Below are 16,149 nucleotides of genomic sequence, written 5' to 3'. Positions count from 1 at the left end.
GTACGTGCTGACAGCCCGGACGTGGCAACTCTGGCACATCTTCCGGGGCGGCCGACGCGAGGGTCCACGAAGTACGGATCCGCCCGTACCGGGCTCGATCGTACGACTGCGCCCGCATCGGCCACCATGCCGGAATTGCCGCGCTTCTGGGTTCTTGCGGGGGTACGGCTTCCACCGTGCCAGCTCGCCGCGCGGCCCGGAGGGGAGTTGGGGGTCGGGTCACACGATCGGGGGCGGTCCCTCCTTGGGCCGGCCCACGACGCCGGGCCGCCGCTGCCAGGGCAGCGGGCCCTCCGGCCTGCGGTACTCCACGCCGAGGGCGTCCAGGCGGCGGTAGTGGGTGCGCATCCGGTCCTCGAAGCCGGCCCAGTCGCGCTCCCCGGGCGCCGGCAGGTCGGACCAGGCGACCTCGGCGAAGGCGGCCAGCCGCGGGAAGGCCATGTAGTCCACGACGCGGGCGGAGTCCATCACCTCGGTCCAGACGTTGGCCTGGGTGCCGATCACCCGGCGGGCCTCCTCCTCGCTGAGCGCGGCGGGAACCGGCTCGAAGCGGTAGACGTCCTCCAGGGTGCGCACGTGCGCGATGGGCACCGGCTCGTCGGGCGAGTCGGACTGCCGCCAGTCCAGGTAGACGTGGCTCTCCGGGCACATCACCACGTCGTGACCGGACTTGGCGGCGGCGATCCCGCCGGCGAAGCCGCGCCAGGACGAGACGGCCGCGCCCGGCGCCAGGCCGCCTTCCAGGATCTCGTCCCAGCCGATGAGGCGGCGGCCGCGGTCGGCGAGCCAGCGGTCGAAGTGGCGGATGATCCAGCTCTGCAGCCCGTCCTCGTCCTCGAGGTCCAGTTCCTTGATGCGGGTCTGGGCCGCGGTGGACTCGCGCCACTGGTCCTTGGGGCACTCGTCGCCGCCGACGTGGACGAACTCGCCGGGGAACAGCTCCAGCACCTCGGTGAAGACGTTCTCGTAGAAGGTCAGCATCTCGTCGCTGGGGGCCAGCACGTTGGGGTTCACGCCCCACGTGGGCAGGACGGGCAGGGCCCCGGTGTCCAGCACGTCGGCGTTGCCGAGTTCGGGGTAGGCGGCGATCGCGGCCTGGGAGTGGCCGGGCATGTCGATCTCGGGGACGACGGTGATGTGGCGCTCGGCGGCGTACGCGACGATCTCGCGGATGTCGTCCTGGGTGTAGTAGCCGCCGTGCGGGCGCTCGTCCCACAGCGTGGACTCGCGCAGGCCCACCTTGGTGCGCGCGCGCCAGGCGCCCTTGGCGGTCAGCTCGGGGTAGCGGCGGATCTCCAGCCGCCAGCCCTGGTCGTCCGTCAGGTGCAGGTGCAGCACGTTGAGCTTGTGCGCGGCCATCAGGTCGAGGTAGCGCAGCACCCCGTCCTTGGGCATGAAGTGGCGGGCCACGTCGAGCATGAAGCCGCGCCAGCCGAACCGGGGCGCGTCGCTGAGGTGGCCGCAGGGCACCTCCCAGACGCGCTCGCGCACGGGGGCCCGGCGGAACGCGTCGGGGCCCAGCATCTGGCGGAAGGTCTGGGCGCCCCAGAAGACGCCCGCGGGGTCCGCTCCGGTGATCCGCACGCCGGACGCCGGGTCGACGGTGATGCGGTACGCCTCCGGGCCGCCGGGCACGGTCTCGTCCACCGCGAGCCGGACGACGCCGTCGGCGGACGGGCCGGCGGGTGCCAGCGGCAGCCCGGTCGCGGCCCCGACGGCCGCCCGCAGCCAGCGCGCGGCGGCCTCGGCGCCGGGTCCGGCCTCCAGCGCCGTCCCGGGCGTCAGCGTGAACGTCGCGTCGGCGGCGTAAGCAGTGGAGTGACTGGGGGTGGGGATGAGATCCATGGGGGTCATCCTGCCCCTCGGCCCGTCTATTGGCATAGACCAATTCACCAACCGGACCGTCATTCCGCACGGTTGCCCCACACGGGGTCGCGGCGGCCCGCGTGGGGGAGGCGTGGGGACGGCCTGGATCAGGCCAGTTGGGCCAGGTCCCGGCGGCGCTGCGCCTGCAGGCGGCCGCCCAGCACGAGCGCCGCGGCCCAGCCGCCGACCGTCCACGCCAGGTGCGCGACGGCCAGCGCGGCCCACTGCCCGCGGGTGGCGTCGCCGCGGGTGGCCAGTGCGAGGGTGCCGCCGGACAGGGCGGCGGCCGCGCACAGGTGCAGCCGGAACAGCCCGCCGTACTGCACGATCCGGCGGGCGAGCGCACCGCCGTACCACCACGGGACCGCGGCGACGAGGAGCAGGACGGCGCCGAGGCCGGTGAGGGTGGCGAGTGAGGCGGCCCACAGCGGCCAGTGCTGGCCGTGCCAGCCGCGGTCGGCGACCAGCCCGGTGGTGAGCAGCACCGGCAGCGGCAGCGAGGCGGAGACGTGCACCGCGCTGATCCGCCACAGCCACGTGTCGCCGGCCATCTCGGTGCGGGTGGTGGCCCTGATGCCGCGCAGCCGGGCCCGCAGGGTGACTCCGGAGCGCCTGGTGCCGGCCCGCGCCACGAGGGCGATGATCACCAGTGTGACGGCGATCACGGCGCCCCCGGCGATCAGCTGCCAGGTGCCGCCGGTCTCGATCCGGTACAGCTGCGTGGCCCAGAACAGGGCCAGGCCGATGCCGCCGATCACCATGCCGCCGCGCGGGGCGGTCAGCTGGGCCGGGTCGGCGCCCAGTTCGAGGGCCCGCCGGACCACGGCGGCGTGCTCGGCGCGGTGCCGGCGCGGTATCCGGCCGGTGAGCCCGCGGCCGGAGGAGAGGGAGCGGGCCAGCGCCACCTGCGCCTCGGCCTCGTGGGGCGCGGCCGCGACCGCGCGCCGGGCCGCGGCCACGGCGTCGGGCTGCCGGCCCAGCCGCCGGTAGACGTCGGAGAGCAGCACCGACGGCTCCCAGCCGTCGGGGTCCGCACCGGAGGCGCGCAGCGCCACGGTCAGCGCGGCGTGCGCCTCGTCCAGCGACAGCAGCACGACGCCGGCCAGCACGAAGACGTCGGCGGCCTCGCCGGGCCCGGCGTGCGCCAGCGCCCAGTCGACGGCCTCGCGGGCCGCCACCGGCCGCCGCTCCTGGGTCAGCACCCAGGCGCGCAGCAGGTAGCCCGCACTGCCGTTCCGCTCGACGAAGGCGTCGCTGACCACGCGATGGGCGTCCGCGAACCGGCCCTGGGCGACGAGGGCGTGCACCCGCTCGCCGCTCCCGGCGTCGGACTCCTCCTCGGACGCGGACATGCCGAACGCGTCCGACGAGCCGAGGATGTCGTACACCTCGCGCTCGTCGAACGGGTCGAGTGGCGCGTCGTCGTCGGGCATGCCCTCAGGACCGATCGCGCCGCTGTCAGCCGTTGCCGCCCCCGCCGGACTTGTCGCCGCCCCCGCCGCCGACGGGCATGCCGTCGTAGATCTCCTTGCACATCGGGCAGACCGGGTACTTCTTCGGGTCCCGCCCGGGGACCCAGACCTTGCCGCACAGCGCGACGACGGGCGTACCGTCGAGCGCGCTCGCCATGATCTTGTCCTTCTGGACGTAGTGCGCGTAGCGCTCGTGGTCGCCGTCACCGTGGGAGAGCTGCGGAGTCGGCTCGACCAGGGTGCCGGTGCCCGTCCCGCGCTCGGGCTCGAGAGTGCTCATGACTCTCAAGCCTAATTGAGACTCGGATCGTCGGGATACGTGGCCACCATCGCCAGCTCGTTGCGCTGCCGGCGCAGCACCGAGCGCCACATCCGCTCCGGGTCCGGCGCGGACACGTCACCGGGCTCGGACTCCACCACGTACCAGGCGCCGTCGACCAGTTCCTTCTCCAGCTGGCCCGGGCCCCAGCCCGAGTAGCCGGCGAAGATCCGCAGCGAGCCGAGCTCCGCGGCCAGCAGTTCCGGCGGCGCCTCCAGGTCGACCAGGCCGATCGCGCCGTGCACCCGGCGCCAGCCCAGCACCCCGCCGCCCTCCTCGGGCCCCGGTTCGCCGGGCACCACGGCGAGGCCGAGCGCCGAGTCCAGCGACACCGGTCCGCCCTGGAAGACGACCGGCGGCACGCCGGCCAGCGCGGCCCACGGCTCCAGCACGTCGCGCACCCCGACAGGGGTGGGACGGTTGAGGACGACGCCCAGCGTGCCCTCCACGTCGTGGTCCAGCAGCAGCACCACGGCACGGTCGAAGTTGGGGTCCGCCAGCTTCGGCGTGGCGACCAGCAGTCGCCCGGTGAGCGAGGACACCTCGGTCATGGACCCATGATCCCGCATGGACGGGGCACACGGAGGGTCAACCGCGAGGGGTCGTCAGGCGCATTACCATCTCTTCGTGGTTCCCGCGCGGCAGAGCGCGCGGGGCCTGTTCCGGTTCACGGCCGCGCGCCGCCCCTTCCCGTATGACCGCTCCGACGATCGCGAGTTCCATGACCGACATCGCCGACGTACTGCTTGTCCATGGTGGGACCCCTCTTGAGGGCGAGATCCGTGTCAGAGGTGCGAAGAACCTCGTGCCGAAGGCCATGGTGGCCGCCCTGCTCGGCAGTGCGCCGAGCAGGCTGCGCAACGTCCCGGACATCAGGGACGTGCGCGTCGTGCGCGGGCTGCTGCAACTGCACGGCGTCACCGTCAGCGCCGGCGAGGAGCCGGGCGAGCTGGTGCTCGATCCGACGCGGGTGGAGAGCGCGAACGTCGCGGACATCGACGCGCACGCGGGCTCCTCGCGGATCCCGATCCTCTTCTGCGGCCCGCTTCTGCACCGCCTGGGCCACGCGTTCATCCCGGGCCTGGGCGGCTGCGACATCGGCGGCCGGCCGATCGACTTCCACTTCGACGTGCTGCGCAAGTTCGGCGCGACCATCGAGAAGCGCGACGACGGGCAGTACCTGGAGGCGCCGCGGGGGCTGCGCGGCTGCCGGATCCGGCTTCCGTATCCGTCCGTGGGCTCCACCGAACAGGTGCTGCTGACCGCGGTCCTGGCGGAAGGAGTGACGGAACTCACCAACGCGGCCGTCGAACCGGAGATCGAGGACCTGATCTGCGTTCTGCAGAAAATGGGCGCGATCATTTCCGTGGACACCGACCGCACCATCCGTATCACCGGTGTCGAGACGCTGGGCGGCTACACGCACCGCGCCCTTCCCGACCGCCTGGAGGCGGCGTCGTGGGCGAGCGCGGCCCTGGCGACCGAGGGCAACATCTACGTCCGCGGCGCCCAGCAGCGCTCGATGATGACGTTCCTGAACACCTTCAGGAAGGTCGGCGGCGCCTTCGAGATCGACGACGCGGGCATCCGCTTCTGGCACCCGGGCGGCCCGCTGAACGCCATCGCGCTGGAGACGGACGTGCACCCCGGCTTCCAGACCGACTGGCAGCAGCCGCTGGTGGTCGCGCTGACCCAGGCCTCGGGGCTGTCGATCGTGCACGAGACGGTCTACGAGTCCCGGCTGGGCTTCACCTCCGCGCTCAACCAGATGGGCGCGCACATCCAGCTCTACCGCGAGTGCCTGGGCGGCAGCGCCTGCCGGTTCGGGCAGCGCAACTTCCTCCATTCGGCGGTGGTCTCGGGCCCGACCAAGCTGCAGGGCGCCGACCTGGTCATCCCCGACCTGCGCGGCGGCTTCTCCTACCTGATCGCGGCGCTGGCGGCGCAGGGCACCTCGCGGGTGCACGGCATCGACCTGATCAACCGCGGCTACGAGAACTTCATGGCGAAGCTGGAGAGCCTCGGAGCGCACGTCGAGCTGCCGGGGCAGGACGGCGAAGCCGACGAAGCCGCGGCGGACGGCGACGCGGCGAGTGTCGCCGTGGCCTGACGGCCCCCTGGCAACGCCGAAGGGCGGCCGCCCCCTCGCGGGGAGCGGCCGCCCTTCGCCGTGTCGCTGTGACGCTGTGAGGCGCCCGGGGCTGCTTACTTGCCCTTCGCGGCTTCCTTGAGCTTGGAGCCCGCGGAGACCTTCACGCTGTAGCCGGCCGGGATCTCGATCGGCTCACCGGTCTGCGGGTTGCGGGCGGTACGGGCGGCACGGTGGGTCCGCTCGAAGGTCAGGAAGCCGGGGATGGTGACCTTCTCGTCACCCTTGGCCACGATCTCACCGACGGTCTCAGCGAACGCGGCCAGAACGGCGTCGGCGTCCTTGCGGGTCACCTCGGCGCGGTCGGCCAGCGCGGCCACCAGCTCACTGCGGTTCATATCTGTACTCCCGTGTTCTTTCTGCCATGGGGGCGTGCGGGCTCGAAGCTGTTGCCCGGTGCCGCACTGCCCAGGTGTGCATCCTGCCCCCATATATGGGGGGAAAGCCAATCCACCGCTCGCGCGAGTCGCGGAAAAACCGCGGCAGGAGGGGCTCGATGACGGATTGTCGTCCCCTCGTCGACGCTCGGAACACGATTCCGCTTCCGGCCGTCCGAGCGTGACGGGAGGGCGACGAACGGTCACCGTCGGTCAGGCCGGAACGGAGCCCCGGCCGGCGGCGGCGACGGCGGGTCCCTGGGCCCTCGCGGCGTCCCGCACGGCACCGGCCACCGCACCGGCCACCTTGTCGTTGAAGACGCTGGGAATGATGTAGTTGGGGTTCAGTTCGTGGTCCCCGACGACGCCCGCCAGGGCCCGCGCGGCGGCCAGCATCATCTCGGTGTTGACCGTCCGGGACTGGGCGTCCAGCAGGCCGCGGAAGACGCCCGGGAAGACCAGCACGTTGTTGATCTGGTTCGGGAAGTCGCTGCGTCCGGTGGCCACCACGGCGGCCGTCTCGCGGGCCACACCGGGGTCCACCTCGGGGTCGGGGTTCGCCAGCGCGAAGACGATCGCGTCATCGGCCATGCGGGCGACGTCGGTGCCGTCCAGCACGTTCGGGGCCGAGACGCCGATGAAGACGTCGGCGCCCACCACGGCCTCCTTCAGGGTGCCGGTGACGCCCTCGGGGTTGGTGTTGTCCGCGATCCAGCGCAGCGCCGGGCCGGCCTCGCCGCTCGCCAGGTCCTCGCGCCCGGCGTGCACCACGCCGTGGATGTCCGCGACCACCGCGTGCTTGACGCCCGCGGCCATCAGCAGCTTCAGGATGGCCGTGCCGGCCGCGCCCGCGCCGGACATGACGACCCGCAGCGCGTCCATCTCCTTGCCGACGCAGCGCAGCGCGTTGGTCAGCGCCGCCAGCACCACGATGGCGGTGCCGTGCTGGTCGTCGTGGAAGACCGGGATGTCCAGCGCCTCGCGCAGCCGCGCCTCGATCTCGAAGCAGCGCGGCGCGGAGATGTCCTCCAGGTTGATGCCGGCGAAGCCGGGCGCGATCGCCTTGACGATCTCCACGATCTGGTCGGGGTCCTGGGTGTCCAGGCACAGCGGCCACGCGTCGATGCCGGCGAACCGCTTGAACAGCGCCGCCTTGCCCTCCATCACCGGAAGGGCGGCCTTCGGCCCGATGTTGCCCAGGCCCAGCACCGCGGAGCCGTCCGTGACCACCGCGACGGAGTTGCGCTTGATGGTCAGCCGGCGCGCGTCCTCGGGGTTCTCCGCGATCGCCATGCACACCCGCGCCACGCCGGGCGTGTAGATCATGGACAGGTCGTCGCGGTTGCGGATGGGGTGCTTGGACTGCATCTCGATCTTGCCGCCGAGGTGCATCAGGAACGTACGGTCGGAGACCTTGCCGATGGACACGCCGTCGATGTGCCGCAGGTTGCTGACGATCTCGTCGGCGTGCGCGGTGGAACTGGCGGCCACGGTGACGTCGATGCGCAGCTTCTCGTGGCCCGACGCGGTGACGTCCAGACCGGTGACGGATCCTCCGGAGGACTCCACCGCGGTGGTGAGCTGGCTGACCGCGGTCCCGCTCGCGGGGACCTCCAGCCGCACCGTGATCGAGTACGAGACGCTTGGCGCCGTTGCCATGACGACCTTCTTCCGGTTCCTGCTGAGGGTTGTTCGTGATGCGGATCGATCGTTGCATCTACCGGCGAGTACCAGGAAACCGGCAGATGACGGAAGACTACTTCCACGATGTGAATCCTCGGCAAGGGCCCGGAAGACCCCGGGGATTGCCGTCCAGGGGAAGAGGTTCGGGGATCCGTTTGTTAGCCTGGGTACGGCACCGGCTCGATCCAAGCCCCCGGGCCCAACCTTAGGCGCTTCGAGCGCCCACTTGCCGCGAGGCGAGCATGGCGGGCCGGTGTCGCAAGCCAAGGAGGCCCCTCCCCCGGGAGGGGCCTCCGCCATGTCCCCACCGCCAGACGGCGACGCCCCCCGGGGGCACCCCGGATGCCGCCCCGCCCGGCACGGGGCCGCACCCCGGACGCCGCCCACGCCCGGGACGGGGCCGTACCCCGGACGCCGCCCACGCCCGGGACGGGGCGGCGCCCCGGATGCGCCAAGCCCGAGGGGCAGCCTCTAGTCCGCGCGGAGCAGATCCGGAACCCCGCCCGCGTCGGGCAGATCCGCCTCCCGCGCCACCACGGTGAGCCGCTGCGTCGCCCGCGTCAGCGCCACGTACAGCACCCGCAACCCCGCAGGGGACTCCTCCGCGATCTCCGCCGGGGACACCACGACCGTCGCGTCGTACTCCAGCCCCTTCGCCTCCAGGCTGCCCAGCGCGACGACCCGGTCCCCGAGTCCCGCCACCCAATCGCGGGCCTGCGCACGGCGGTTCATGGCCACCACGACGCCGACCGTGCCGTCCACCTCGGCGAGCAACCGCTCCGCGGCCGCGCGCACGTCCGCGCCCAGGTCCGCGCCGGCCACCTCGTACCGCGGTTCGACCCCGGTGGAGCGGACCGCGCGCGGCGGCTCGCTGCCCGGCATGGCCAGCGCCAGAACGGTGGACGCGACCTCCGCGATCTCCGCGGGGTTGCGGTAGTTGACGGTCAGCGTGAACCGCCGGCGCGGCCGCGTGCCGAGCGCCTCGTCGCGCGCCTGGGCCGCCTCGTCGACGTCCGACCACGAACTCTGCGCGGGGTCGCCGACGATCGTCCACGTCGCGGTCCGTCCGCGGCGGCCGACCATCCGCCACTGCATGGGCGTCAGGTCCTGCGCCTCGTCGACGATGACGTGCGTGTACTCGGTGCGTTCGCGGGCCAGCCGCTCGGCCCGCTCCCGGGCCGTCTCGCCGAGCTGCGGCATCAGCTCGTCCAGGCCGGTGAGCTGGTCCAGCGGGTCCAGCTCCCGCTTCCTCTTCTCCCGCGGTGGCGAGCCGAGCAGCGTGTCCAGCTCGTCGAGCAGCGCCACGTCGTGCACGGACGCGCCATCGCGCCGCAGCGACCTCGCGACCCGGCGCACCTCCGGCGGGGTCAGCACCCGCCGGGCCCAGCGGCCCAGCCGCCGCTCGTCGGCGAGCGAGGCGAGCACCGTGCGCGGCTCCAGCACCGGCCACCACGCGTCGAGGAACGTGGTGAACTCCGGCTCGGTCGTGATGTCCTCGTCGAAGCCCTGCCGCTCCTCCGCGGCCAGTTCCGCGTCGTCGAAGCGGCGGCCGGCCCTGCGCCACAGCGCGTCGAGCAGCAGCCGGCGGGCGCGCGGGCGCAGCAGGTTGACGGGCGTGGTGCCGCCGAGCACCTGCCGGCGCACCTCGGCCAGTTCCTGCTCGCCCAGCTCCAGGCGGCGGCCGAACGCCACGACGCGCAGCTGGGAGGGGCGGGCGGGCACGAGGTCGAGGCAGCCGCGGGCCGCGTTGCGCAGCACCTTCTGCATGCGCAGCGAGCCCTTGACGCGGGCCACCGCCGGGTCGTCGTACAGATCCGCGGTGACGCCGTCGACGAGCGAGCCGACCGCGCGGATCGCGACCTGCCCCTCCTCGCCGAGCGACGGCAGCACGCCCTCGGTGTACGCGACGAGCAGCGGGGTGGGGCTGACGCACAGGATGCCGCCGGCGTAGCGCCGCCGGTCCTGGTAGAGCAGGTACGCGGCGCGGTGCAGCGCGACCGCGGTCTTGCCGGTGCCGGGCCCGCCGGACACCTCGGTGACGGACGCGGCGGGCGCCCTGATCACCAGGTCCTGTTCGGCCTGGATGCTGGCGACGATGTCGCGCATGGAGTGTGTGCGGGCCTGGCCGAGCGCCGCCATCAGCGCGCCGTCGCCGACGACCGGCAGCCCGGTGTCCAGTTCGGGGCGCAGCAGATCGTCCTCGACGCCGAGGACGCGGCGGCCCTTGGAGCGGATCACCCGGCGCCGCACCACACGGCCCGGCGCGACGGGGGTGGAGCGGTAGAACGGCGCGGCGGCGGGCGCGCGCCAGTCGATCACCAGCGGCGCGTAGTCGGTGTCGAGCACGCCGATCCGGCCGATGTGCAGGGTCTCGGCGATCTCCGCGGTGGCGTCGGGACCGACCGCGTCGTCCGCGGGGTCGACGGACGTGAAGGCGCCGTCGGGGCCCTTCACGCCGTCCTTGCCGCGCAGCAGGTCGATCCGCCCGAACAGGAAGTCCTCGAACTCGTTGTTCAGCCGGTTGAGGCGGACGCCGGCCCGGTACACCTGCGCGTCCCGCTCCGCGAGTGCCCCGGGCGTGCCGACGTGGCCGCGCTGGGCGGCGTCGTGCATGAGGAACTCCGCCTCGGTGATCTTCTCCTCGAGGCGGTGGTACACCCGGTCCAGGTGCGCCTGTTCGGCGGCGATCTCCTGGTCGCGAACCCCCGATGATGCGGTCTGCGCGGCCACGCAGGACCCCCTTCTTTCGTGCGTCGCTCCGGGCCCGTCGGAGCAGGAGCAGCCTGCAACCGTACGCGACCTGCGGGCTTCTGCCCACCCGGCCGCGCCGCGCGGCCGGCCGCCTCAGCCCTGGACGGCGGGCGGGGCGGCGCGCCGGCGGTGCCGGGCGACGCGCTCGCGGTTGCCGCAGACCTCGCTGCTGCACCAGCGGCGGCGCCGGCCGCGGGAGGTGTCGAGGTACACCACGGTGCAGTCCTCGCCCTCGCAGGCGCGCAGCCGGGCGCGGTCGATGGGGTCGGTGAACAGGTCCACGGCGTCCCGGGCGACGGTGGCGAGCAGGGCGTCGCAGGTCGGCGGGGTGGCGAGGACGCGGGCGAGCGTGCCGTCGTCCTGACGGACGGCCGTCGGGGCGACGGGGGTGCCGCGGGCGGCGGCGTTCAGGGCGTCGACGTCGGCGGCGGCCGGGGGCTCACCGCGCAACTGGGCGGTGAGGAGGCGTTCCAGGGTGGCGCGCAGGGTGGTGAACGCGGCGGGCCAGCCGTCGCCGACGTCCAGGGGTTCCCCCCGCGGTACGAGGGCCGCGCCCGCCAGCCACTCCCGTAAGCCCGCGCGCCCCCCGAGGCGCTCCGCCGGGGGCCGCCCGGCCCGCGTGGCCACGAGGTTCAGGCACAACCTGCCGCAGTCGAACCGAAGTTCCCCCATCTCGGCCCCGCACCTCCCTCTCCTCCGCCTCCCCACAGAGTGCCTGCCCCCACCCCGCTGGACCAGACCACCCGCCCCCGCCGTTCCGTGCTGCCGTCCCGGGGTACCGCCGACCCGACCAGCCACCGCACACCGTCCCCCGGGTGGAGCCCGGGCCCGTACCGTCCCCGTCCGGGGGTGTCCCCGACGCCACCAGCCGTCGCGCGCCGTCCGGCGCGACGGACCCGGGGGCAGCACGAGCCCCGTCAGGGGCGCGGGGTCCCCAGGCCTCCGGCCGGAGGCGGGCCCCCCGGCGCCCCCGGATGGTTGCCCTCCGCCCACGCAGGGCGAACCGCCCGTCAGCGCAGGGCGAACCCCACCTGGAGGGTGACCGTCGCCCGGGCCCGGGCGGAGTGGATGACCTAGCGCGGCGCGTACTTCGCGTCGGCGTGCGGGTCGAGGGCCAGGCGGTAACCGCGCTTGACCACCGTCTGGATGAGCTTCGGAGCGCCGAGCGCCCCGCGCAGGCGGGCCATCGCCGTCTCGACGGCGTGCTCGTCCCGCCCGGAACCGGGCAGCACCCGCAGCAGGTCGCCGCGCGACACGACCCACCCCGGGCGGCGGGCCAGCGCCCGCAGCAGCGCCATCCCGGCCGGCGGCACCGGCCGCAACTCGCCGTCCACGACGGCCGCGTGGCCGCGGATCTCCAGCCGCCGCCCGGCCACCGGCAACGGCCTCACGCGGCCCGGGAGTTCGCCCGCGATGAGCTGAACGAGCGGGCCGAGCCGGAACCGTTCGGGCTGCCGCGTCGGCACGTCCCGCACCTGGAGCGGCAGCGCCGTCACCGGCCCCACGCACGCGGCCAGCACGTCCCCGCGGAACGCGCCGAGCACCTCGCCGATCTGCCCGCGCTGCTCCGCGCGTTCCAGCAGGGACGCCGCGGCCGGTGCGGACGTGAAGCTCACCGCGTCGATCGCCCGCGCCAGCACCGCGTCGAGCATCCGGTCGACGGGCCCGAGGTCCTCCGGCGGCATCCAGCGGTACACCGGCACCGCGACGACGGCGGCCCCCGCCGCCCGCAGTGACTCGGCGAACCCGGGCAGCGGCTCGCCGTGCAGCTGCACGGCGATGCGCCGGCCCTCGACGCCCTCGTCCAGCAGCCGTTCGAGCACCTCGGCCATCGACTCCGACGCGGGCGACCACGCCTCGGTGAGCCCGGCGGCGCGGACGGCCCCGCGCACCTTCGGCCCGCGGGCCAGGAGTTCGACGCCGCCGAGCCTGCGCAGCAGCGCCTCGCCGAGCCCCCACCCGTCGGCCGCCTCGATCCAGCCGCGGAAGCCGATCGCGGTGGTGGCGACCACCACGTCCGGCGCGTCGTCCAGCAACTGCCGCGTGGTGGTGAGCAGTTCCGCGTCGTCGGAGAGCGGCACGATGCGCAGCACGGGCGCCCGCAGCACCGCCGCGCCGCGCCGTTCGAGCAGTGCCGCGAGTTCGTCGGCCCGGCGGGCCGCCGTCACGCCGACGGTGAAGCCGGCGAGCGGCGGCACCGCCCCGCGGTCGCCTCCGGCGCCGGTCCTGCTGCTGTGCACCTGCATCTGGCTCTGCCCCACTCTGCTGGAGTGCTCGTGCCCGGCGGCGCCACGGGCCGCCCGTGGCCCCGACCCCGCCGCACCGGCGTCGGCACCGGCACCGGTCCCGCCTGCGGCCGCCCGCCGCACCGGCCGTGACATCCGCGCGGCGCCCCGCCGCACCGGCATCGTCCCAAGGCGGGGTGTCCGCGGCGGTTCACCGCGATTTCCCCGGTGTTACGCGGCCGGTGCGCCGGGCGGGGCTCCCGGACCTCCACGCGGGCGGCCCGCCCGGCGCCCTCACACCTCCGCGTAGGCGGCCCGCGCGGCCTGCGCGGTCTGCCCGGCGCCGCTGCGCGCGCCCGCGGGCCTGCGCAGGTATACGGCCCAGGTGACGGCGAAGCACAGCGCGTAGTACGCGAGGAACGCGACGAACGCGGGCGTCCCGGTGTGCCGGCTGAGGAAGGACTGCCGGAACGCCATGTTGATGCCGACGCCGCCGAGCGCGCCGACCGCGCCGATGAGCCCCATCGACGCGCCGGACAGCCGCCGGCCCCACGCGGCGGCCGCGTCCCCGCTGAGCCCGTTCGCCTCGGCCTTCCGGTGGAAGATGCCGGGCACCATCTTGAACGCGGACCCGTTGCCGACGCCGGTGAGGACGAACAGCGCGATGAAGCCGCCCAGGAACAGCCCCAGCGACTTCCGTTCGGAGGCGGCGAGGACGACCGCCGTGGCGGCGGCCATCCCGAGGAAGTTCCACAGGGTGATGCGGGCGCCGCCGAAGCGGTCGGCGAGCCGTCCGCCGACCGGCCGGACCAGCGATCCCAGCAGCGGCCCGATGAACGTCAGGTAGGCGGCGTGCAGCGGGGTCCGGCCGAACTGGTTCTGCAACACCAGCCCGAAGGCGAAGCTGTAGCCGATGAACGACCCGAACGTGCCGATGTACAGCACCGACATGATCCAGGTGTGCGGTTCCCTGGCCGCCGCGATCGCCGCGCCCGTGTCGTTCCTCACCGGCGCGAGGTTGTCCATGAACAGCGCGGACAGCACGGCGGCGACGACGATCAGCGGGATGTAGATCGCCAGCACGGTCCGCGGGTGCGTCGCCCCGGCCCCGGCGATCACGGCCAGTCCGACGAGCTGGATCGCGGCCACGCCGATGTTGCCGCCGCCGGCGTTGAGGCCGAGTGCCCAGCCCTTCTCCCGCAGCGGGAAGAAGGAGTTGATGTTGGTCATGGAGGAGGCGAAGTTGCCGCCGCCGACGCCGGCGAGCGCGCCGACCACGATGAGCGTGGTGTAGGAGACCCCGGGCTTGATGACGACCGCCGCGGCGATCGTCGGCACGAGCAGCATCAGGGCGCTGACGACCGTCCAGTTGCGCCCGCCGAACCGCGCCACCGCGAAGGTGTACGGCACCCGCAGCACCGCGCCGACCAGCGTCGGTGTGGCCACCAGGAAGAACTTGCCGGCCGGGTCCACGTGGTAGCCCGGCCCCATGAACAGGACCATCACCGACCACAGGCTCCACACGGAGAACCCGATGTGCTCGGACAGCACGGAGAAGGCCAGGTTGCGGACGGCGGTCCGCCGGCCGCCGCCCTCGGTCCAGAAGGTGTCGTCCTCGGGGTCCCAGTGCTCGATCCACCGGCCCCGCACGCCGCGCGTCATGTCGCTCATCACGCCTCACGCCTCCCGTCGTCGACTGTGCGGCCGACGCTAGGAACGGCGGGTTACCGGGCCCGTGGCCGGAGGTGACGTCGGCGCAACCCTTCACTCACCCGCGGCGGGCGCGCGATGTGAGACGGCTGCCTCCGCCCCGGGTGCCGCTGTGAGGGAAGCGCTTCATCTCCCGGCCGTGCCGGATATCCCTCCAGCTCCGTCCAGTTGAAGCAGCACCATTGACAGCGCTCGTACGGCCGCCTTACGTTCCCGAATCGAAGCGCTTCGACTGTCGGAGGTGCTGCGCACCTTCACCCGCCTCAGGCTGCGCCTGATGCCGTACCTCTACCAGGCCGCCTGCCAGGCCCGGGACGAGGGCGTGCCGATGATGCGCGCGATGGTCCTGGAGTTCCCCGACGACCCGGCGTGCGCGCACCTGGAACGCCAGTACATGCTGGGCGACGCGCTGCTGGTGGCCCCCGGTCTTCAGCGACGACGGCCGGGTCGGCTACTACGTGCCCGCCGGCACCTGGACGCACCTGCTGACCGGCCGGACCGTGACCGGCCCCCGCTGGGTCGAGGAGACGCACGGCTTCCACAGCCTCCCGCTGCTCGTCCGCCCCGGCACCGTCCTCCCCTGGGGCGCCGTCGACGACCGCCCGTCCTACGACTACGCCTCCGGCCTCGCCCTCCGCGTCTACCGGCCCGCCGACGCCACCACCGTCCGCTGCCCGGTCCCCGCCCCCGACGGCACGACCGCCGCGACCTTCGCGGTCACCCGCATCGGCACCGAGGTCACCGTCTCCTCCCCCGACGCCCCCGCGGGCTGGACCGCCGAACTCATCTCCGACGAGACGGACCTGCGCCTCCGCACACTCGGGACGGAGTGACGCCGAGGTCCCCTTCCAGATGCGGGCGACCGGCCCCGGGCACGGTGCCCTCCGCACGTGTCAGCGTGAGATCTCGCACCAGACGGTCTTGCCGATGCCGTGGCGGCGGGGGAGGACGCCCCACGTCGTGGCGAGGGCGGCGACGAGGGTCAGGCCGCGGCCGGACTCGTCCTCGGCAGCGGCCTGGCGGAGCACGGGGACGCCCCGGCCGGCGTCGGACACGTCCACGCGCAGGACGGTGGGGGCGAGGACGCAGCGCACCTCGATGTGGCGGCCGCGCACGTGGCCGTGGCGGACCGCGTTCGTGACGAGTTCACTCAGCAGCAGGACCGCGGTCTCAGCGGTCTCCTCCGCGAGATCCCACCGCCCGGCCTGGCTCCGGAAGCGGGCACGGGCCCGGCCGACACTGCGGGAGTGGCGCGGCAGGCGCCAGACGCAGGCGGGGAGTTCGGCCTCCCAGGGACCCCAAGTGGCTGCGGGGGGAACGGTGTTCATGGTGCGCGACTCCGGACGGCATGCGGCACGTGGCCGGTCGGACGTTCCGACGTGCCGCCATCGTCGAACCGTCACGCCCCGTCGCCCAGGGGTTCGCCGTCCCGCCCCGACGCCCGGCACACCGCCGCCCTCTCCCCCACCCGCACCCTGGCGATATCCCTGGCCAACGCTTGTCCCCAACCTCGTCGTGGGACAAGCGCGTTCACTTTCCGCGTTCCCGCTGTCACACCACGGCACTACGCTCGGTAGCGCCCACCACTTCGGGAGGA

At 73.9% G+C, this 16,149-nt stretch carries 12 protein-coding genes and 1 pseudogene; 2 read left to right on the top strand and 11 right to left on the bottom strand.

Annotated features, from left to right (window positions below; genetic code table 11):
- Positions 1-219: 219 nt before the first annotated feature.
- From BMW99_RS08955 to BMW99_RS08940, 4 genes are all read right to left on the bottom strand, one after another.
- A complete protein-coding gene (locus tag BMW99_RS08955; protein WP_075016577.1) occupies positions 220-1,845 on the bottom strand; it encodes a beta-N-acetylhexosaminidase in 1,626 nt (541 codons plus the stop codon).
- A 128-nt stretch (positions 1,846-1,973) separates the two neighbouring features.
- Positions 1,974-3,299, bottom strand: coding sequence for a hypothetical protein (locus BMW99_RS08950; protein WP_075016576.1), 1,326 nt, complete (start codon positions 3,297-3,299; stop codon positions 1,974-1,976).
- Between the two features lie 25 nt (positions 3,300-3,324).
- The gene (locus tag BMW99_RS08945) at positions 3,325-3,618 is read right to left on the bottom strand and encodes a DUF3039 domain-containing protein (protein WP_069466453.1); all 294 of its coding nucleotides are present in this window, start codon (positions 3,616-3,618) and stop codon (positions 3,325-3,327) included.
- Positions 3,619-3,629: 11 nt separating this feature from the next.
- Entirely contained in the window at positions 3,630-4,208 is a 579-nt protein-coding gene (locus BMW99_RS08940) for a YqgE/AlgH family protein (protein WP_069466454.1), read from the bottom strand.
- Between the two features lie 170 nt (positions 4,209-4,378).
- Between BMW99_RS08940 and murA the strand changes: the two genes are divergently transcribed.
- On the top strand, positions 4,379-5,767 hold the full coding sequence (murA, locus tag BMW99_RS08935; RefSeq protein ID WP_069466455.1) for a UDP-N-acetylglucosamine 1-carboxyvinyltransferase: 1,389 nt from the start codon (positions 4,379-4,381) through the stop codon (positions 5,765-5,767).
- 95 nt (positions 5,768-5,862) lie between these two features.
- On the opposite strand, the gene BMW99_RS08930 is transcribed toward murA, so the two are convergent.
- The 6 genes from BMW99_RS08930 to BMW99_RS08905 form a co-directional block, all read right to left on the bottom strand.
- Positions 5,863-6,144 carry an HU family DNA-binding protein gene (locus tag BMW99_RS08930; protein WP_069466456.1) on the bottom strand — a complete coding sequence of 94 codons (282 nt, stop codon included), beginning with the start codon at positions 6,142-6,144 and terminating at the stop codon, positions 5,863-5,865.
- 252 nt (positions 6,145-6,396) lie between these two features.
- The gene (locus BMW99_RS08925; RefSeq protein WP_069466457.1) at positions 6,397-7,842 is read right to left on the bottom strand and encodes an NAD-dependent malic enzyme; all 1,446 of its coding nucleotides are present in this window, start codon (positions 7,840-7,842) and stop codon (positions 6,397-6,399) included.
- 495 nt (positions 7,843-8,337) lie between these two features.
- A complete protein-coding gene (locus BMW99_RS08920; protein WP_075016574.1) occupies positions 8,338-10,596 on the bottom strand; it encodes a HelD family protein in 2,259 nt (752 codons plus the stop codon).
- 114 nt (positions 10,597-10,710) lie between these two features.
- Positions 10,711-11,289, bottom strand: a complete 579-nt coding sequence (locus tag BMW99_RS08915; protein ID WP_075016573.1) for a CGNR zinc finger domain-containing protein — start codon at positions 11,287-11,289, stop codon at positions 10,711-10,713.
- A 401-nt stretch (positions 11,290-11,690) separates the two neighbouring features.
- Entirely contained in the window at positions 11,691-12,863 is a 1,173-nt protein-coding gene (locus BMW99_RS08910; protein ID WP_069463034.1) for a uroporphyrinogen-III synthase, read from the bottom strand.
- 273 nt (positions 12,864-13,136) lie between these two features.
- On the bottom strand, positions 13,137-14,513 hold the full coding sequence (locus BMW99_RS08905) for a nitrate/nitrite transporter (RefSeq protein ID WP_245791311.1): 1,377 nt from the start codon (positions 14,511-14,513) through the stop codon (positions 13,137-13,139).
- A gap of 277 nt (positions 14,514-14,790) precedes the next feature.
- Here BMW99_RS08905 and BMW99_RS08900 point away from each other — a divergent pair.
- Positions 14,791-15,385 (top strand): annotated as a pseudogene (locus BMW99_RS08900) (alpha-xylosidase); the annotation flags it as partial.
- Positions 15,386-15,445: 60 nt separating this feature from the next.
- Here BMW99_RS08900 and BMW99_RS08895 read toward each other — a convergent pair.
- Entirely contained in the window at positions 15,446-15,880 is a 435-nt protein-coding gene (locus BMW99_RS08895; RefSeq protein WP_075016572.1) for an ATP-binding protein, read from the bottom strand.
- Positions 15,881-16,149: the final 269 nt, after the last annotated feature.

The sequence above is a fragment of the Actinacidiphila rubida genome (assembly GCF_900110255.1).
Taxonomy (GTDB): Bacteria; Actinomycetota; Actinomycetes; order Streptomycetales; family Streptomycetaceae; genus Actinacidiphila; species Actinacidiphila rubida.
This window is presented reverse-complemented; position numbering and strand designations above follow the sequence as displayed.